Source organism: Pseudomonas sp. NPDC087804 (genome assembly GCF_044742965.1).
GTDB classification, from domain to species: Bacteria; Pseudomonadota; Gammaproteobacteria; order Pseudomonadales; family Pseudomonadaceae; genus Aquipseudomonas; species Aquipseudomonas rustica.
In genome coordinates this window covers 790144-808359 of sequence record NZ_JBIUVN010000001.1, presented here as the reverse complement: position 1 = coordinate 808359, position 18216 = coordinate 790144, and the positions used below count along the sequence as shown (strand labels likewise).

The 18216-nt window shown below is 56.9% G+C and carries 15 protein-coding genes; 8 read left to right on the top strand and 7 right to left on the bottom strand.

What is annotated here, in order from left to right; translation table 11 throughout:
* Positions 1–223: 223 nt before the first annotated feature.
* Together ACIOMO_RS03530 and gorA are read left to right on the top strand one after the other, a co-directional pair.
* Positions 224–1750: an MFS transporter gene (locus ACIOMO_RS03530; RefSeq protein WP_401238145.1), complete on the top strand. Its 1527-nt coding sequence runs from the start codon at positions 224–226 to the stop codon at positions 1748–1750.
* 74 nt (positions 1751–1824) lie between these two features.
* Positions 1825–3183: a glutathione-disulfide reductase gene (gene gorA / locus ACIOMO_RS03525; RefSeq protein ID WP_401238142.1), complete on the top strand. Its 1359-nt coding sequence runs from the start codon at positions 1825–1827 to the stop codon at positions 3181–3183.
* Here the strand turns inward: gorA and ACIOMO_RS03520 are convergent.
* Positions 3180–4196 (bottom strand): DNA-binding protein, encoded by a 1017-nt coding sequence (locus tag ACIOMO_RS03520; protein WP_053120366.1) that lies wholly within the window; start codon positions 4194–4196, stop codon positions 3180–3182. The two genes, gorA and ACIOMO_RS03520, sit on opposite strands and share 4 nt — an antisense overlap.
* Positions 4197–4373: 177 nt before the next feature.
* Here ACIOMO_RS03520 and ACIOMO_RS03515 point away from each other — a divergent pair, with 177 nt between their 5' ends.
* From ACIOMO_RS03515 to ahpF, 3 genes are all read left to right on the top strand, one after another.
* Positions 4374–5306, top strand: a complete 933-nt coding sequence (locus ACIOMO_RS03515; RefSeq protein ID WP_401238139.1) for a site-specific integrase — start codon at positions 4374–4376, stop codon at positions 5304–5306.
* 136 nt (positions 5307–5442) lie between these two features.
* Positions 5443–6006 (top strand): alkyl hydroperoxide reductase subunit C, encoded by a 564-nt coding sequence (ahpC, locus tag ACIOMO_RS03510; protein WP_007912224.1) that lies wholly within the window; start codon positions 5443–5445, stop codon positions 6004–6006.
* Between the two features lie 123 nt (positions 6007–6129).
* A complete protein-coding gene (gene ahpF, locus ACIOMO_RS03505) occupies positions 6130–7692 on the top strand; it encodes an alkyl hydroperoxide reductase subunit F (protein ID WP_401238136.1) in 1563 nt (520 codons plus the stop codon).
* A 175-nt stretch (positions 7693–7867) separates the two neighbouring features.
* Here the strand turns inward: ahpF and gloA are convergent, their stop codons facing one another.
* Entirely contained in the window at positions 7868–8389 is a 522-nt protein-coding gene (gene gloA / locus ACIOMO_RS03500; RefSeq protein ID WP_401238134.1) for a lactoylglutathione lyase, read from the bottom strand.
* Positions 8390–8529: 140 nt separating this feature from the next.
* Between gloA and ACIOMO_RS03495 the strand changes: the two genes are divergently transcribed.
* Positions 8530–9048, top strand: coding sequence for a DUF4946 domain-containing protein (locus tag ACIOMO_RS03495; RefSeq protein WP_401238131.1), 519 nt, complete (start codon positions 8530–8532; stop codon positions 9046–9048).
* 207 nt (positions 9049–9255) lie between these two features.
* Here the strand turns inward: ACIOMO_RS03495 and ACIOMO_RS03490 are convergent, their stop codons facing one another.
* Both ACIOMO_RS03490 and ACIOMO_RS03485 read right to left on the bottom strand, forming a co-directional pair.
* A complete protein-coding gene (locus ACIOMO_RS03490) occupies positions 9256–9621 on the bottom strand; it encodes a histone-like nucleoid-structuring protein, MvaT/MvaU family (protein ID WP_053120358.1) in 366 nt (121 codons plus the stop codon).
* A gap of 233 nt (positions 9622–9854) precedes the next feature.
* The gene (locus tag ACIOMO_RS03485) at positions 9855–11390 is read right to left on the bottom strand and encodes an EAL domain-containing protein (RefSeq protein ID WP_401238127.1); all 1536 of its coding nucleotides are present in this window, start codon (positions 11388–11390) and stop codon (positions 9855–9857) included.
* Between the two features lie 578 nt (positions 11391–11968).
* Here ACIOMO_RS03485 and hppD point away from each other — a divergent pair.
* Entirely contained in the window at positions 11969–13045 is a 1077-nt protein-coding gene (gene hppD / locus ACIOMO_RS03480) for a 4-hydroxyphenylpyruvate dioxygenase (protein ID WP_401238124.1), read from the top strand.
* A 158-nt stretch (positions 13046–13203) separates the two neighbouring features.
* On the opposite strand, the gene rarD is transcribed toward hppD, so the two are convergent.
* From rarD to ACIOMO_RS03465, 3 genes are all read right to left on the bottom strand, one after another.
* Positions 13204–14085, bottom strand: coding sequence for an EamA family transporter RarD (gene rarD, locus ACIOMO_RS03475; protein WP_400751490.1), 882 nt, complete (start codon positions 14083–14085; stop codon positions 13204–13206).
* Between the two features lie 193 nt (positions 14086–14278).
* Positions 14279–15292 (bottom strand): aldo/keto reductase, encoded by a 1014-nt coding sequence (locus ACIOMO_RS03470; RefSeq protein WP_053120339.1) that lies wholly within the window; start codon positions 15290–15292, stop codon positions 14279–14281.
* A gap of 179 nt (positions 15293–15471) precedes the next feature.
* On the bottom strand, positions 15472–16782 hold the full coding sequence (locus ACIOMO_RS03465; RefSeq protein WP_401238120.1) for an MFS transporter: 1311 nt from the start codon (positions 16780–16782) through the stop codon (positions 15472–15474).
* 171 nt (positions 16783–16953) lie between these two features.
* On the opposite strand from ACIOMO_RS03465, the gene ACIOMO_RS03460 reads away from it, so the two are divergent.
* Positions 16954–18078 carry a sugar diacid recognition domain-containing protein gene (locus ACIOMO_RS03460; RefSeq protein WP_401238117.1) on the top strand — a complete coding sequence of 375 codons (1125 nt, stop codon included), beginning with the start codon at positions 16954–16956 and terminating at the stop codon, positions 18076–18078.
* The last annotated feature ends 138 nt before the right edge of the window (positions 18079–18216 follow it).

Here is an 18216-nt window from a genome sequence, read left to right as displayed (position 1 = left end):
GTGTGCAGGCCAAAAAACGCCCCGACCGGTTCGGGGCGTTTTTTTTGTGCCGAAAAAAGACACGGTCTCTGACCTTGTCCTTGGGATGCAAACCGAAACAAATGAGCGTTTGTCAGAAGGTGTATTCACTGCTGAACTGACGGGCTCTTGCCAAGAATGAGTGCAGGAGAAGCGTTTCACGGCATTGCCGTGGAACCATTTTTGGCAATAAGGAGAATTGCCCGTGGTGTTGATAGCAAAGCCTGCAAGTAAAACGCGCTGGATGAGTCTTGCCGTTCTGATGCTGCCAGTGTTGCTGGTGACCGTTGACAACACGGTGTTGGGATTCGCACTGCCAAAAATCGCAGAAGCGTTGCACCCAACCGCTAGTCAGCAACTGTGGATGATCGATGCCTACTCGTTGGTGCTGGCAGGTTTGCTGGTGTCGATGGGCAGCTTGGGTGACCGGATCGGGCATCGAAAATTACTGCTCGCGGGATCCTTTGGTTTTGCTGTCGTTTCTGTTTTGACTGCCTATTCCGAAACAGCCATGCAACTGATCATCGGGCGTGCCTGTATGGGTATTTTCGGCGCAATGCTGATGCCCTCGACTTTAGCGTTGATACGCTGGGTGTTTGAAGATTGCGACGAGCGCCGATTGGCCGTGGCGATCTGGGCGACAACGTTGACGGTGGGTTCGGCGTTAGGGCCTTTGGTCGGCGGGGTGCTGCTGGAGTTCTTTGATTGGGGCGCCATTTTTCTATTGGCGGTGCCTGTGCTGATACCGTTATTGGTTTTGGGGCCGCTGTTTCTGCCTGAGTCGGAGCGGGATGCGTCAGGGCCGCTGGATCCAGTGAGCATTGTGCAATCGATGGTCGCGTTGGGAGCTATTGTTTACAGCGTCAAGCGTGGCGCCAGTGACGGTATCGACGAGGTCGTGTTGATCACGTTTCTGATTGGACTGTTAGCAGGCTGGATGTTCGTGCGGCGTCAGTCGCGCCTTGCTGAGCCGTTGATGGACTTGAGCCTGTTTCGCAATGGCGCTTTCAGCAGCTCAATTCTGATCAATCTGATGAGCCTCGCCTTTCTTGTAGGTTTTGTTTTCTTCACCACTCAGTTCTTGCAGATCGTACTGCAGATGTCGCCGCTAAGTGCGAGTCTGGCGCTCGTGCCCGGGCAAATCATGGCGATCATCGTCGGGATGGCTGTCGTGCCGATTGCGAAACGTATGCCCGTGCATGTCCTGCTTCCGATTCTGACTGGATTCGTCGGCGCGGCGTTTCTGCTGGTGGCGAGCATGGGCGGCAGTCTGGCGGTATGGGTGGCAGCGTTCGCCTTGCTAAATATCGGGGTGGGCGCGATTACGACAGTGACCAACGATGTGATTTTGTCTGCCTCGCCGCCGGAGAAGGCGGGCGCAGCCTCTGCAATCAGTGAGACCGCGTATGAAGTGGGCGTGGTGCTGGGCACTACTCTGCTTGGTGGTCTGGTCACGGCCTACTATCGCGGCGCTCTGCAATTGCCGGCCTTCTTGAACGACATTCAGTTTATGTTGGCGAGCGAGACGCTCTCCGGCGCACTTTCTGTCGCCGCCGGGTTATCTGCTGAGCAAGCGCAGACGCTGATGTCGCAAGCGGCGTTGGCGTTTGAGGGTGGTGTGGGGCTGGTGTCATGGGCCGCTTTCGGCCTGGCGCTCGTTGCGATGCTGATCACCTGGCGCACCTTGCGGGTACCTGAAGCTAAGGCAGTGGAGGAGTCTTGGCGTTGCTAATGCACGGCAAATCCGTTGGAGACTTGCTCAATGAGCGTCGGCAGGTATGCTGGTCGCCTGCCGAGGAGATAGAAATGGCCTACGATTTTGACCTTTATGTGATTGGTGCCGGTTCCGGCGGTGTGCGCGCTGCGCGTTTTGCAGCCGGTTTCGGCGCGAAAGTAGCGGTGGCCGAGAGCCGTTATCTGGGCGGTACCTGCGTCAACGTCGGCTGTGTGCCGAAAAAGCTGTTGGTGTACGGCGCGCATTTCGCTGAAGACTTTGAGCAAGCATCCGGTTTTGGCTGGAGCCTTGGCGAAGCGAACTTCGATTGGGCGACGCTGATCGCCAACAAGGATCGCGAGATCAATCGCCTCAATGGCATTTATCGTAACTTGCTGGTCAACAGCGGTGTGACCTTGCATGAGGCGCACGCCAAGATCGTTGGGCCTCATGAAGTCGAGGTCAATGGTGAACGCTTTACCGCGAAAAACATTCTGATCGCCACCGGCGGCTGGCCGCAGATCCCGCAAATTCCGGGGCACGAACACGCGATTGGTTCCAACGAGGCGTTCTTTCTCAAAGAGCTGCCTAAGCGTGTACTAGTGGTGGGTGGTGGTTACATCGCAGTTGAGTTCGCCGGGATTTTCCACGGCCTCGGCGCGAACACCACGCTGCTGTATCGCGGTGATCTGTTCCTGCGCGGTTTCGATGGTTCGGTGCGCAAACATTTGCAGGAAGAACTGACCAAGCGCGGTCTGGATCTGCAATTCAATGCCGACATCGCGCGCATCGATAAACAGGCCGATGGCAGCCTCAAAGCCACTCTCAAGGATGGTCGCGAGCTGGAGGCGGATTGCATTTTCTACGCGACCGGTCGCCGTCCGATGCTCGACAATCTCGGACTGGAAAACACCGATGTGCAGCTCACCGACAAAGGCTTCATCAAGGTCGATGATCAGTACCAGACTACTGAGCTGTCCATTCTGGCGCTGGGCGACGTTATTGGTCGAGTGCAGCTGACGCCAGTGGCATTGGCGGAAGGCATGGCCGTAGCGCGTCGTTTGTTCAAGCCTGAGCAATATCGTCCGGTGGATTACAAGATGATCCCGACGGCGGTGTTCAGCCTGCCGAACATTGGCACGGTCGGGTTGACCGAAGAGGAAGCGCGCGAGGCTGGCCACGATGTTGTGGTGTTCGAGAGCCGCTTCCGCCCGATGAAGCTGACCTTGACTGAATGTCAGGAGAAAACGCTGATGAAGCTGGTGGTGGACGGCAAAACCGACAAAGTTCTCGGCTGCCACATGGTCGGCCCGGACGCTGGCGAAATCGTCCAAGGCCTGGCGATTGCGCTGAAGGCAGGCGCGACCAAGCGCGACTTCGACGACACGATCGGGGTACATCCGACGGCCGCCGAAGAGTTTGTCACCATGCGTACACCGGTCGGCGCTTAAGCGTCCTTCGGTTTGGCCGAGTCTGGCGCTGCCGCAACGGTAGCCGCCAGACGCTGGCTTTCTTCCAGGCTCGCCTGCGTTTTGCTTAATTGCTTTTCCAGTGACTGATTGAGGAGCGCCTGCTCTTCGACGTTCTGTTTGAGTGTCTGACTTTCCAGTGTGGCCACGCGTAAACGTTCCTGGAGGAGGGTGCGTTCGCTGTCCACCCGCGTCGCTTGCTCCAGCAATTGATCCTGACGCTGATTGCTTTGCTTGAGCTGATCCTGCGTCAGGCTCAATTCGCGCTGGGTGCCACGGTTTTCCGTGAGTAAGCGCTCGTTATCGCGATGCAGTTGCGTGATCTCGTCCTGACGCACCAGTGCGCTTTGCTGTGCCTGACGCAGTTCTGCCTGAATCTGCTGCACCTGGCTTTCATGGCGGCTCTGTTCCTGCTCGCGCTGCTCTTTGGTGGCGTTGCGGTAATGCTCAAGTGCGTCGCGAGCATGCAGGTGCTTTTCTTCCAGCGAGCGAATCTGCTCGTCCTTGTCCTGCAGGCGCAATTCAAAGTCGGCCAAGGCCTGATTCAAACCGGCATTACGGGTTTGTTCGGTCTGCAGCATCGAGCGCGTGTTGTTCAGCGCTTCGGATTCGCGCGCGAGCGCTGCGCCTTGGATATCGTGCTCATGCTCGATTTTTTCCAGCGCCTGACGAACCTGCTTCAGCTCCGACTCCAGTGCCTCACGCTGTTCCTCGAACTGCTCGCGAGCTTGTTCGATGGGTTCTTGCGCCTGTTCTTTCAGGCGCTGAGCGAGGCGGGAGACGAGGGCGGTCAGCTCATCGTCGATGGGTTCTGCTGATGCTTCAGTCGGCTGAGCGCCATCATCCAGCTCTTTCAAATAGCGATGGATCGTGGTTTTCGAGCCGGTGTTGCCCATTTCAATGCGTACTGCATCGATGCTCGGGTGTTCTCCGCGAGCCAGAATCGCTGTGCGCGCGATCTGCACCAGTGCTTTGGTAATGCCGCCACGGGCCATGTGAACTCCTACGGTTTCATACTGTGGTACATGCCACCTAAGTACGCAGTGTACCATGCTGAAAATAAAGTTAAATCATTGATATTAAAGACGCGGGATATACTGGTATTACCCAGTGTCAGGCGGCAAAATGAACATCTGCATCCTTGAATCAGTACGCCAGCGAGAAAACAGCCCATGAGCGATCTGGATCGCTATCTCCAAGCCGCCACCCGTGACAACACGCGCCGTAGCTATCGCGCGGCCATTGAACATTTCGAAGTGAAGTGGGGCGGGTTCCTGCCAGCTACGGCTGATAGCGTCGCGCGGTATCTGGTGGCGCATGCTGGGGAGTTATCGATCAATACGCTGAAGCTGCGTCTGTCAGCGTTGGCGCAGTGGCATAACAGTCAGGGCTTTGCTGATCCGACCAAAGCGCCGGTGGTGCGCAAGGTGTTCAAAGGCATTCGCGCCCTGCACCCCGCACAGGAGAAGCAGGCCGAGCCGTTGCAGTTGCAGGATTTGCAGCGCGTCATCGATTGGCTGGAGCACGAAGTGCAAACCGCTAAAGAACAGCAGGATCGCCCGGCGCTGCTCAAGGCTTACCGCGACCGCGCCCTGATTCTTCTGGGATTCTGGCGGGGCTTCCGCAGTGATGAGCTATGCCGCTTGCAGATTGAACATGTGCAAGCGCACGCCGGCAAAGGCATCACCTTGTATCTGCCGCGCAGTAAGGGCGATCGGGAAAACCTCGGGCAGACTTATCAAGCGCCGGCGCTGTTAAAGCTGTGCCCGGTTCAGGCCTACATCGACTGGATCACCGAAGCAGCGCTGGTGCGCGGCCCGGTTTTTCGCAGCATTGACCGCTGGGGCAATCTGAACGAGGAGGGCCTGCATGCCAACAGCATCATCCCTTTACTGCGCCAGGCCTTGCAGCGTGCCGGGATCGCTGCCGAAAACTACACCAGCCATTCCCTGCGGCGCGGCTTCGCCACCTGGGCGCATCAAAGTGGTTGGGATTTGAAATCGTTAATGAGCTACGTCGGTTGGAAGGACATGAAGTCTGCGATGCGTTATGTCGAGGTCAGCCCGTTTCAAGGAATGGCGCGGATTACCGACGTGCCCGCCTAGATATCCATTTCTTCTATTAATACAGTTGCCTAATAGCCAAAACATATCAGCAGCATCAGGTTTGCCAATGAGCCATCCGTCGAGCGAGTGGTTAGGATTCTCCCATCGAATTCACAACCCTGACGGAGAGTCATCAATGCCTATCATCAACAGCCAAGTAAAACCGTTCAAAGCTACCGCGTTCAAAAACGGCGACTTCGTTCAAGTCTCGGACGCTGACCTGAAAGGCAAGTGGTCGGTCGTGTTCTTCTACCCAGCCGACTTCACCTTCGTTTGCCCAACCGAGCTGGAAGACCTGGCGGACAACTACGCTGCCTTCCAGAAACTCGGCGTAGAAATCTACAGCGTTTCCACTGACACCCACTTTGCCCACGCTGCCTGGCACAACACTTCGCCAGCCATCGGCAAAATCGAATACACCATGATCGGCGACCCGACCCACGCCATCTCCCGCAACTTCGACGTGCTGATCGAAGAAGTTGGCCTGGCTGACCGTGGCACCTTCGTGATCAACCCTGAAGGCCAGATCAAAATCGTTGAACTGAACGATGGCGGCGTTGGCCGTGACGCTTCCGAGCTGCTGCGCAAAATCAAGGCTGCTCAGTACGTTGCTGCTCACCCAGGCGAAGTTTGCCCAGCCAAGTGGAAAGAAGGCGAGGCCACTCTGGCTCCGTCCCTGGACCTGGTCGGCAAGATCTAAGTCTGTGACACGCAACTCAGGGCGGTACGCCGCACCCTCTTAAGTACGCTGCACCGCCCCAAAAAATGCCCGGGCGAGATTCGCTCGGGCTTTTTTTCGCCTCAAATAAAGGAAATCGCCCGTATGTTGGACGCCAATCTTAAAGCCCAGTTGAAATCGTACCTGGAACGGGTCACCCAGCCGATCGAGATCGTTGCTTCCCTCGACGACGGTGCGAAATCCCGTGAAATGCTGGAACTGCTGAAAGACGTTGCCAGTCTTTCGAGCCAAATTACTTTGATCGACAGCGGTGACGATGCACGCAAGCCATCGTTCTCGATCAACCGCCCGGGCGCCGACATCAGTCTGCGTTTCGCCGGCATCCCGATGGGCCACGAGTTTACTTCGCTGGTGCTGGCCCTGCTGCAAGTCGGCGGCCATCCATCGAAGGCCAGCGTTGAAGTGATCGAGCAGATTCGCTCGCTTAAAGGCGAGTTCAGCTTCGAGACTTACTTCTCGCTGTCCTGCCAGAACTGCCCGGATGTTGTTCAGGCGTTGAACCTGATGGCCGTGCTCAACCCGAACATCCGCCACGTCGCCATTGACGGCGCGTTGTTCCAGGATGAAGTCAACGATCGCAAGATCATGGCCGTGCCGAGCATCTACTTGAACGGCGAAAACTTCGGCCAGGGCCGCATGGGTCTGGAGGAGATTCTCGCCAAACTCGACACCGGCGCCATTGAGCGTCAGGCCGAAAAAATCAGCGCTAAAGAAGCTTTTGATGTGTTGGTCGTCGGCGGTGGCCCGGCCGGTGCTTCGGCAGCGATTTATGCCGCTCGTAAAGGCATCCGCACCGGCGTCGCCGCTGAGCGCTTCGGCGGTCAGGTGCTCGACACCATGGCCATCGAGAACTTCATTTCCGTACAGGAAACCGAAGGGCCGAAACTGGCCACGGCGCTGGAAGAACACGTCAAACAATACGACGTCGACATCATGAACCTGCAGCGTGCCGACAAGCTGATCCCTGGCAAAAAGGGCGAGCTGCATGAAGTCCACTTCGCCAGCGGCGCGACCCTCAAAGCCAAGAGCGTGATTCTGGCGACCGGTGCGCGGTGGCGTGAAATGAACGTGCCCGGTGAGCAGGATTACCGCAACAAAGGCGTGGCGTACTGCCCGCACTGCGACGGCCCGCTGTTCAAAGGCAAGCGTGTCGCGGTGATTGGCGGCGGTAACTCCGGTGTTGAAGCGGCGATCGACCTGGCCGGTATCGTTGCTCACGTCACGCTGCTGGAGTTCGACGTCCAGTTGCGCGCCGATGCGGTATTGCAGCGCAAATTGCACAGCCTGAAGAACGTCACCGTGATCACCAGTGCGCAAACCACTGAAGTGACGGGCGACGGGCAGAAGGTCAATGGCCTGCGCTACAAGGATCGCAACAGTGATGAACTGCGCACGGTCGAGCTGGAAGGGATCTTTGTGCAGATCGGATTGTTGCCGAACACTGATTGGCTCAAAGGCACCATCGAGTTGTCGCCGCGTGGCGAGATCATTGTCGATAACCGTGGTGAGACTTCGATTCCGGGAATCTTTGCAGCGGGTGACGTGACGACTGTGCCGTACAAGCAGATCGTTATTGCGGTGGGCGAGGGCGCGAAGGCTTCGCTGAGCGCTTTTGATCACCTGATCCGGACTTCGGCGCCGGCGTAATCTTTCAGCGCTGATAATAAAAAACCCGTGAGCGATCACGGGTTTTTTGTGCCTGACACAAATTCAATTGTAGGAGTGAGCCTGCTCGCGATAGCGGTGGTGCATTCAGTATTCTATTGACTGATACATCGCTATCGCGAGCAGGCTCACTCCTACAGAGGTTTTGTGCTGTCAGTTACATCGGCGCAGGCTGAATGATCTCAACCCAGTAGCCATCCGGATCCTTGATAAACGCCAGGCTCTTCATGCGGCCATCGGTCAAACGTTTCTGGAAATCACAACCCAGCTCTTCAAACCGTGCACAAGCAGCGACGATATCCGGCACCGAAATGCAGATGTGGCCAAAGCCACGCGGATCGGTGTTGCCGTTGTGGTAAGCGAAGTCGGCATCGTTTTCAGTGCCATGGTTGTGCGTCAGCTCCAGAATGCCCGGAATCGACTTCATCCACTCGGTGCGAGCAGCTGCGTCGGCCGGGATCTGGGCTTTATCGACCAGTGCGAGGAAGTACAGGCTGAACTCGGCTTCCGGGAAATCGCGCTTTTCAACCAGCGAGAAACCCAGCACGCGGGTGTAAAAGTCCAAAGACTTGGTGATGTCTTTCACACGCAGCATGGTGTGGTTGAAAACGAAATTTTGGGTTGCGCTGTCTGGCGTGGCGGTGACGCCGGGGAAAGTGTTCAGTTCGTGCAGGCTCATGGGCCCTCCAATAACAATGGGCGAGTGAATGGGCGCAATGATACGCATGCCAAACGGCATCGCCAAACCCAAAGCGCGGGCTTGCCCTGTGTGCGGGCGGGCCTCAGACTTTGTGGTTCAACCTTTGAGTGCCTTTGGTAATGATCCGACCGTACAAATCCCTGTTGGTTTTCTTCGGCGTAGCCTTGATCAGCGCTGCAGCATTGGCCGATGCGCCGAGCATCACCTGGCCTGCGGGCTGGGAGGTGCAAACGCTGACGGACGCCGCGCCGCAGGTTTCACGTCAGCGCGCAGTCAAAAATGACGCCGACGGCAATCAGGTGATGGTGATGGAGCTGACCATGACGCCAGTCGAGACCGGTCATCAGGTCAACCTGCAAGGCGTGTTGCTGGAAATGCGCAAGTCGATACAGAAGGACTTTTTTCAGAGCGGCTATCAAAGTGTTTGCAACCGCGTGCATCCAGCGAATCTAGGCTCGTTGAGTGCACTTGAAACGACTTGTACGGTGACTGAAAACGGTCGTCATGTGCTGTCGCAAACTTTGGTCGCTGCGGTCGATGCGGACAAGGCTTATGTTCTTTCTTACGCGGGGCAGGCTGAGGTTTATAAGGCAAGCGCTGAGGAAATAGCGGCGGCTCGAAACAGCCTGAAACTTTAATTCGCCGTTCTGTGGTAGATACCCAAAGGCATTAAGCCGAAAGTTAATTTCGGCAGCGTTCGCAACATTCAGCCAAGAAACAATAGATGCAATTGACTCGTGCGCGTTACACGTCAATCGCAACTTGCTTGGCGACATTCGTTGCATTTGTTAGATATCGTCCAAAAAAAAGCCCTGCTTCTGCAGGGCTTTTGTGTTGGCGTGAGATTAACCGCGCAACCAGGAATCAACGGTGGCTGCACCGTATTGTTCTTTCCAGGCTTTCAGGCCGCGGTGGTTGCCGCCCTTGGTCTCGATCAGTTCGCCGGTGTGCGGGTTCTGATAAACCTTGACCACGCGTGCACGGCGGGTCTTAGGGGCTGCGGATGTTTGCAGGCCGGATTTTGACGGGTTCGGATCGAGAATGGAGATGATGTCCTTCAGGCCTTTGCCGTAGGTTTTCATCAGCCCCTGGAGCTTTTCTTCGAATTCGATTTCTTTCTTGAGCCCGGCATCGTTCTTCAGCGATTCCAGCTGCTTGAGCTGTTCCTGAAGGGCCTTTTCAGCTGCACGAAATTCAGCGAGTCTGGACAATATCTTTACTCCAATAATGTATTTGGCTGATACCAACCGCAAACAAAGCTATAAGCCAAGAGCCTTGTAGCGACTCGGTGATAATGGCTCACCTGCCAATTCTGCACAGGCAACAAAAATTGTAGTTGTTAATGCGTCAAGAGTAAATCCTGTTGTTGTCTTCATGTAACAACAGCGATCTTTTGTATCAATTTGGTGCGCGCGGTCGGCGCACCCGGCTTAAGCCCATTTAGTTAATGATGAGTTAATGCACTAATGAAGTCGGCAGCTGGCATGGGTTTGCCGTACAGATAACCCTGCTGGAAGTTAACGTTATGTGCGGTCAGGTAATCGGCCTGCGCTTGCGTTTCGACGCCTTCGGCAACAATACCCAGATCGAGCTTGGCAGAGAGTTCGATGATGAAATCGAGAATATGCCGCGACAGCGCATCAATACCGATCATGGCGACGAAGCTCTGATCGATCTTCAGGTAGTCGACATTGAATTTGCGCAGATAACCGAGGCTTGAGTGTCCGGTACCGAAGTCATCAATGGCGATCTTTACCCCCAAAGTGTGCAATTGCTCGAACAGCTGACGAGTGATATCGGTGGGCTCGATCAGTTCGCGCTCGGTCAACTCCAGCACGAGCGTGATGCTGCCCGCGCTGAATGCCGAAAGAAACTCGCGGCAATCCTCGACCAGTTCCAGATCCTGGCAATGATTGGCGGTGATGTTGATGCCAATGTGAAATGGCGCGACAAACGTCGACGACAAAGGGCCGAGGAGGGCGGCAGTCTGCTGCATTAGCGCGCGGGTCATCGGCACGATCAGTCCGGAATGCTCGGCGAACGGAATGAACAGATCAGGCCGCACCAGCCCCTCTTTGGGATGGTTCCAGCGCATGAGCACCTCAGTGCCGGTCCATTTTTTACTGTCGCCATACACCACCGGTTGAAAGTACGGAATGAACTCACCGGCCTCCAGCGCACGTAACATTTCGTGGCTCGGCGAGGTCGAGCGCTTCTGCACGATGTGGCCAATCGCGCCAGACACCACGCCGAAAAAGATCAGCAGACTGAACAACGGTGGATATTCATCGCTCATGTACCGCCAGGTTTCACCTTCGGGGAATCCGGCACTGACGCTGAACGCATAATGCGATGAGTCACGCATGCTTTGTGCGACCGGCAATTCCGGCAGTGCGCCCTGATGGGTTTTGCCGTCGGCGGACAGCCAGTTATCGCCGACTTGCAGCAACAACAACGTGTCCCGACCAATGAGGCGCAGCACATTGCTCAAGTGGTAACCATCGAGGGTGGTCAAAGCACCACCGCGCCCCTCACTGAGGCGATAAATCAGCAGGGCGGTGTTGGGCGTCACCGGGTTGCCATTCATCAACCACAATTTGCCCTGCGCATAATCGCCCGCGTTGACGGGTTCACTGAACTCACCGAACAGCGAACTGCAATAAAGATTGTCGTCCCACACCAGATTGGTTGAGCGCACGAAAGGCCGGCGGGTGACTTGCTCGCGCAACGCCAGCGTCACCGACTTGCACGGTTGCCCGGCCAATGGCAGCAGCTGCCGCGCCGCTTGCGCAGTGTTATCAAGCATCAGGTCAAACTGACGCAACGCTTCTTCGGCCGTGTGCGCCGTGCTCTGCTGCAACGTGCGTTCGGCCTGCATGTAAAGAATCACGCTGCCCAGAATCACGGGAAGCAAACCGCTGAGCAGCGTCACAATAAGGCGCGTGCTGCGTTTGCGGCGGGGTCTGACGGTTAACGGCATGGGCGCTTCCTGTCGCGTAAAAGTGGAGCTCTTGAATGTAGGCCGGGCAACCGTGCGCCGCCGAAAAAGAGATCAGGCAGAAGGGATGATAGATGGCGGATTGCGCTTGCGCCGCTCATCGGTGATGCATGAAGACCACGCCAGCGACGAGCAAACGCTTCGGTGAGCATCAAGGGGCAGCAATGATACGGCATCTGCGGCTCTTTTCCGTCGACCCGACACGGCGAATCAACAGGGCCGGCGCTGTTCGGCCCCGGTGCCGCGCAAGGGTTGAGCCTGATCAACCTGTGCAACAAACCCCTTGCGCCGGGCGCAAAAAAGCGGATTTTATAGGGAGGGCAGACAAGCCCATTTACGCTGTGTAGAATCGGGTTACGCATACAATAATAATCGTCTTCTGGCAGCAGAAGCCTCGCCCGCAAGAGCCTTGGGTCGACAATGAAGATATTCGGGTTTCAACTGATCTACGGTGACTTCCTCGCCCGCAGTGTGCGCGGCATCTCCTGTGCGCCACCCACCGACCTCGCATGACTGACAAATAACTCTGGTTAATTGATAAGAAATGATGAGGCGTCACCATGGCAGATTTATACGAAAACCCAATGGGCCTGATGGGCTTTGAATTCATCGAGCTCGCATCGCCGGTGCCGGGCACGCTGGAGCCGATCTTCGAGATCATGGGCTTCACCAAAGTCGCCACCCACCGTTCGAAAAACGTGCACCTGTATCGTCAGGGCGCGATCAACCTGATCCTCAACAACGAACCCAACAGCGTTGCTTCGTACTTCGCGGCCGAGCACGGCCCGTCCGTTTGCGGCATGGCGTTCCGCGTTAAAGACTCGCAAAAAGCCTACAACCGCGCACTGGAACTCGGCGCTCAGCCGATCCACATCGAAACCGGCCCGATGGAGCTGAACCTGCCGGCGATCAAAGGCATTGGCGGCGCGCCGCTGTACCTGATCGATCGTTTTGGCGAAGGCAGCTCGATCTATGACATCGACTTCGTGTTTATCGAAGGCGTTGATCGCAACCCGGTGGGCGCCGGCCTGAAGATCATCGACCACCTGACGCACAACGTGTATCGCGGTCGCATGGCTTACTGGGCGAATTTCTACGAGAAGCTGTTCAACTTCCGTGAGATCCGTTATTTCGACATCAAGGGCGAATACACCGGCCTGACCTCGAAAGCGATGACCGCGCCGGACGGCATGATCCGCATCCCGCTGAACGAAGAATCGTCCAAGGGCGCCGGCCAGATCGAAGAGTTCCTGATGCAGTTCAACGGCGAGGGCATTCAGCACGTGGCGTTCCTCAGCGATAACCTCGTGGAAACCTGGGATCGCCTGAAGAAAATCGGCATGCGTTTCATGACTGCGCCGCCGGAAACCTATTACGAAATGCTCGAAGGCCGCCTGCCGAACCACGGCGAGCCAGTCGATGAACTGCAATCGCGCGGCATCCTGCTGGACGGTTCGTCCGAGTCGGGCGACAAGCGTCTGCTGCTGCAGATCTTCTCGGAAACCCTGATGGGCCCGGTGTTCTTCGAATTCATTCAGCGTAAAGGCGATGATGGTTTCGGCGAAGGTAACTTCAAGGCGCTGTTCGAATCGATCGAGCGTGACCAGGTGCGTCGTGGCGTGCTTGCGACTGAGTAATCCGCTGACGAAATGAAAAATCCCGGCCTGCAGAGATGCAGGGCCGGGATTTTTTTCAGATCAAAAGATCGTCCGATCGCGTCCCGAGCCTTCGGCAGCTCCTACATTTGGAATGCATTTTCCCTGTAGGAGCTGCCGAAGGCTGCGATCTTTTGCTTTTAAGGACGGCGTTGACGCATCAGGTGTTTGAAGCCTTCGAACACCAGCACAATCACCGCCAACCAGATCGGAATGTACGTCAGCCATTCCCCCGACTTGATGCTCTCACCCAGCAACAACGCCACGCCGAGCAACAACACCGGCTCAACGTAACTCAACAATCCAAACAGACTGAACGGCAGCAAACGGCTGGCAATGATGTACACCACCAGCGCCGACGCACTGATCAAACCGAGCAGCGGAATCAGCCACATCAGCCCCGGGTATTGATCGAACACGCCGAAACCTTGCTCGCCACCCTGCACAAACCAGTAGGCAATTGGCAGCATGAGCGTCATGTCGACCCACAAACCACCGAGGTGATCGGTCTTCAGGTATTTGCGCAGCACGAAGTACAGCGGATAGCCGATCACGACCACCAGCGTCGCCCAGGAAAATCCGCCGACCTGATACAACTCGTTCAACACGCCGAGACTGGCGAAGAACACCGCAATCTTTTGCAGGTAAGACAGACTTTCGCCGTAGGCAATTCGCCCGGTCAGCACCATCGCCAGCGGCAGCAGGAAGTAGCCCAGCGAGACATCAAGGCTGTAGCCGTTGAGCGGCGCCCACATGAACAGCCACAGTTGCACGCCGAGCAGGGCGGCCGAGACGATCAGGCCGGCGATCAACTTTGGCTTCGCGGCCATCAGCCGAACCAGCTCCACCACCCGCCGCCATTCACCGGACACCAGCATGAACACGGTCATGCACGGCACAGTGAGCAGCATCCGCCAGCCAAAGATTTCCACGCCACTCAACGGGGTGAGCAGCGAGGTGTAGTAATACATGACGGCAAACAGCACCGAGGCCGAAACCGATAAAGCGATACCTTTAGACAAACTGTCCTCGCGGGTGGGTGATCAAACGGGGCGCGAAGGATACGTGGTTTTTGTGCTGAATATTGGCCGGATGGTCATTATTTTCAACACATAGAGATGAGTAATTGTAGGAGCTGCCGCAGGCTGCGATCTTTTGATTTTGCTTTTTAAAGATCAAAAGATCGCAGCCTGCGGCAGCTCCTACACGGGGACGTCAGGCTGTGTGGGGTTTACGGCCAGACACAAAATGGCTCACATCGTTGAAGCCCGGCGTCGACGCATGTCCCGGTGTCACCAGCGAATCGATAAATGCTTCATCCTCGGCCGTAATCTTCACCGCCTGCGCCTTGGTGTACGCATCCCATTGCTCTTCAGTCCGAGGCCCGACAATCGCCGAGGTCACTGCACTGTTGTTCAACACCCAGGCAATCGCAAACTCAACCATGCCGACACCACGCTGTTCTGTGTACTGCTGAATTTGTTGAGCAATACGCAACGACTCCACGCGCCATTCGGTTTCCAGAATGCGCTTGTCTTGACGTCCAGCGCGGCTGTTGGCGTCTGGCGTTACGTCCGGCGCGTACTTGCCGCTGAGCACGCCACGGGCGAGCGGGCTGTAAGGCACCACGCCGAGGCCGTAAGTTTGCGCGGCAGTGATCTGCTCGGTTTCGGCCTGGCGATTGACGATGTTGTACAGCGGTTGGCTGATCACCGGGCGATCGACGCCGAGTTGGTCAGCGATGCGGATCACCTCGGCAATCCGCCAGCCACGGTAGTTCGACAGGCCCCAGTAGCGAATCTTGCCCTGACGAATCAGATCGCCAATCGCTGACACGGTCACTTCCAGCGGCGTGTTGTGGTCTTCGCGGTGCAGGTAATAGATGTCGAGGTAGTCGGTGCCGAGCCGCGTCAGGCTCGCATCAATTCCATTGAAAATATGTTTGCGGCTCAAACCGCTGCGGTTCGGCACGCCGTCCACCGGGCCGAAACCGACCTTGGTCGCCAGCACCCAGTCATGGCGATGACGGGCAATCGCTTCACCGACGATTTCTTCGGAGCGGCCCTGGGTGTAAACGTCGGCGGTGTCGATGAAGTTGATGCCCTGATCCCAGGCCTTGTCGATGATGCGCAACGAATCTTCGGCGCTGGTTTGTTCGCCAAACATCATCGTGCCGAGGGTGAGGGTGGACACCTTTAACCCCGAGTGACCCAGTGTGCGATAGCTCATGCCGACATCCTTTTATCGGTGGGAAAGCGTTAATCAAATACCAGAAGCGTGGTGCGGGGCAAAGTGAATTGTTGTGCTCGTTAAACGCAAAAAGATCGCAGCCTGCGGCAGCTCCTATAGGAAACGTATTCCAAGGCAGGAGCTGCCGCAGGCTGCGATCTTTTGACCTTTGCTGCTATTTAAGCCCGCAACGTCCGCGTCATGCGCAGCGCCAACAAACTCCCGCCGACAATCACACCCGCCAGCAGATACAGCGCCGCATCGGTCGAACCGGTGCTGTCTTTAACCCAACCCACCAGGTACGGGCTGAGAAAACCAGCCATTTGCCCCATCGAGTTGATCAACGCCAGACCACCGGCAGCAGCACCTGCGCTCAGCATCGCTGTCGGCACCGGCCAGAACATCGGCAAACCGGTCAGCGCGCCCATGGTCGCAATGGTCAGACCAAGAATCGCAATCGCCGGGTTAGCCGCGAAATTCACCGCAATCACCAGACCGATCGCGCCCATCAGCATCGGCACCACCAAGTGCCAGCGACGTTCTTTGCGCAAGTCCGCCGAGCGGCCGATTACCAGCATAAATACCGCTGCCAGCAGATACGGGATCGCGCTCAACCAGCCGATCACTAGGTTATCGCTGAAGCCAAGGTTTTTGATGATCGACGGCAGCCAGAAGTTGATCGCGTATACGCCGCTCTGGATGCAGAAGTAGATCAGGCCAAACGCCCAGATCGCCGGATTCTTGAACACTGCGAGCAACGAGTCGGACGTGGTCTTCGGCTTGTTCGCCAAATCTTCAGCCTGATCCGCCTCAAGTACCGCGCGCTCATGTGGGGTCAGCCACTTGGCGTTGGCGAAGCTGTCGCTCAGCAGGAAATAGGCGAGGGCGCCGAGCACCACGGTTGGAATGCCTTGCAGCAGGAACATCCACTGCCAGCCGGCCAAACCACCTTGGCCGGCGGCGAAATGGTTGAGAATCCAGCCAGAAAACGGGCTGCCGAGCAAACCGGAAACCGGGATCGCCGACATGAACAGCGCCATGATCCGGCCGCGACGGAACGTCGGGAACCACTGCGAGAGATACAGCACGACGCCCGGGAAGAACCCGGCTTCGGCCGCACCGGTAAACAGGCGCAGGGTGTAGAACTCGGTGGGTGTGGTGACGAACAACAGGCAGGTCGAAAGCGTGCCCCAGGTGATCATCATCACCGCAATCCAGCGCCGCGGACCGAACTTGGTCAACGCCAGGTTGCTCGGCACGCCGCACAGCACGTAGCCGATGAAGAAAATACCGGCACCGAGGCCGTATACGGTTTCGCTGAATTTCAGTGCGTCGAGCATCTGCAGTTTGGCAAATCCAACGTTGACCCGGTCGAGGTAGTTGAACAAGTAGCAGATGAAGATGAAGGGGATTAAACGCAGGGTGATGCGTTTATAAACGGCATTTTTATCGTCGTCTTTGGTCTGGGTAGCTGCGGCGCTGTGCGACATAGCGGCTCTCTCTTTATTATGATTTTTTGCGATGCACAGGTTAACGTTGATCGCCCCGAGAGTCTCGGTCACCTGTGGCCGGATTGTCTTTGTGCCTGAGCACAGGGTTTGCCGCCAGACCCTGTGCGGCTGAACAACTGCCAGTGCCAGAAAATAAGGATTGCCGCCGTTATGTTCGAACTCGATCACGACCTTGCCCAGGACATCGTCGACCGGGCCATGGCCATTTTGCCCTACAACGTCAATGTCATGGACAGCCAGGGTCTGATTCTGGGCAGTGGCGAACCGGAGCGCATCAACACTCGTCACGAGGGCGCGCAACTGGTGTTGGCCAATGGTCGCGTGGTCGAAATCGATGCGCAGACGGCGGTGCATCTCAAGGGCGTGCAGCCGGGGATCAACCTGCCGCTGCTGCTCGATCAACGTTTGATCGGCGTGCTCGGCATCACCGGCGAGCCGGAATTGCTGCGCACTTACGCCGAGTTGGTGCGCATGACCGCGGAAATGCTCGTCGGCCAGCGCAATCAGCAGGCCGAGCAGCAATGGCGGCGTCAGCGCTGTGATGATCTGCTGGCGTTGCTGTTGAGTGAGGCGGGGGATTCGCCGCGCCTGGTCGATGAAGCGCAGCAACTGGGGCTCAAACCACAATTGACGCGGATACCGTATCTGTTCGAATTGGGTTTGGAGCATGGGCCGGGGCAGACGATCGAGGCGCTGAGCGCGTGGCTGACCTCGCGCTATCCGGACAGTTGGTGCGTGAGTTCGGCGAAGACTTCGTTGCTGTGGTGTCGGCCGGCGAGCCAGAACGTCGAGCACGATCGTTTGCTGGAGAAACTCGATGGCCTCGGCTGGAAGGTGTTGCGCATTGCGGTCGGCGGGCAGGCGGACGGCCTTGGCGGGTTGCGGCGTTGTTATCGTCGCGTGGCAGATTTGCTGGCTTATGGTCGCGAGGTGTTGCCGCACTCGCGTTTGCTGACGCTCAATCGTTATCGATTGCCCGTGATGCTGTGGCGGCACCGCAACGATGATGCGCTGGATGAGTTGCTCAAACCGCTGCGCAAGGTCATCGCCAAGGACGCTAACGGCCAGTTACTGACGACGCTGCGCAGTTGGTGCGAGCATGACGGGCAGAGTCAGGCGTGTGCAGATGCACTGGGGATTCATCGCAATAGTCTGCGATATCGAATGGAGCGGATTGCCGAGCTCAGTGGGGTTGATCCGCTGCGGCTGGATGGGATGTTGGCGCTTTATCTTGGGGTGCAGCTGCTTCCCCAAACTGACTCAAACCCTCTGTAGGAGCTGCCGCAGGCTGCGATCTTTTAAAAGCAAAATCAAAAGATCGCAGCCTGCGGCAGCTCCTACACGGGCGTATGCAACCTGCTTTTGTGAAAATGAACAATAAACGCCCGCGCCACTTGTGCAGCGGACAGGCGT

What these genes read in the sequence shown, in the direction of transcription:
- hppD (WP_401238124.1), top strand. Translation starts at nt 11,969, where the DNA reads ATGGCAGATTTATACGAAAACCCAATGGGCCTGATGGGCTTTGAATTC.
- ACIOMO_RS03485 (WP_401238127.1), bottom strand. Translation starts at nt 11,390, where the DNA reads ATGCCGTTAACCGTCAGACCCCGCCGCAAACGCAGCACGCGCCTTATT.
- ahpF (WP_401238136.1), top strand. Translation starts at nt 6,130, where the DNA reads ATGTTGGACGCCAATCTTAAAGCCCAGTTGAAATCGTACCTGGAACGG.
- ACIOMO_RS03460 (WP_401238117.1), top strand. Translation starts at nt 16,954, where the DNA reads ATGTTCGAACTCGATCACGACCTTGCCCAGGACATCGTCGACCGGGCC.
- gloA (WP_401238134.1), bottom strand. Translation starts at nt 8,389, where the DNA reads ATGAGCCTGCACGAACTGAACACTTTCCCCGGCGTCACCGCCACGCCA.
- ACIOMO_RS03520 (WP_053120366.1), bottom strand. Translation starts at nt 4,196, where the DNA reads ATGGCCCGTGGCGGCATTACCAAAGCACTGGTGCAGATCGCGCGCACA.
- ACIOMO_RS03470 (WP_053120339.1), bottom strand. Translation starts at nt 15,292, where the DNA reads ATGAGCTATCGCACACTGGGTCACTCGGGGTTAAAGGTGTCCACCCTC.
- ahpC (WP_007912224.1), top strand. Translation starts at nt 5,443, where the DNA reads ATGCCTATCATCAACAGCCAAGTAAAACCGTTCAAAGCTACCGCGTTC.
- ACIOMO_RS03495 (WP_401238131.1), top strand. Translation starts at nt 8,530, where the DNA reads ATGATCCGACCGTACAAATCCCTGTTGGTTTTCTTCGGCGTAGCCTTG.
- ACIOMO_RS03515 (WP_401238139.1), top strand. Translation starts at nt 4,374, where the DNA reads ATGAGCGATCTGGATCGCTATCTCCAAGCCGCCACCCGTGACAACACG.
- gorA (WP_401238142.1), top strand. Translation starts at nt 1,825, where the DNA reads ATGGCCTACGATTTTGACCTTTATGTGATTGGTGCCGGTTCCGGCGGT.
- ACIOMO_RS03465 (WP_401238120.1), bottom strand. Translation starts at nt 16,782, where the DNA reads ATGTCGCACAGCGCCGCAGCTACCCAGACCAAAGACGACGATAAAAAT.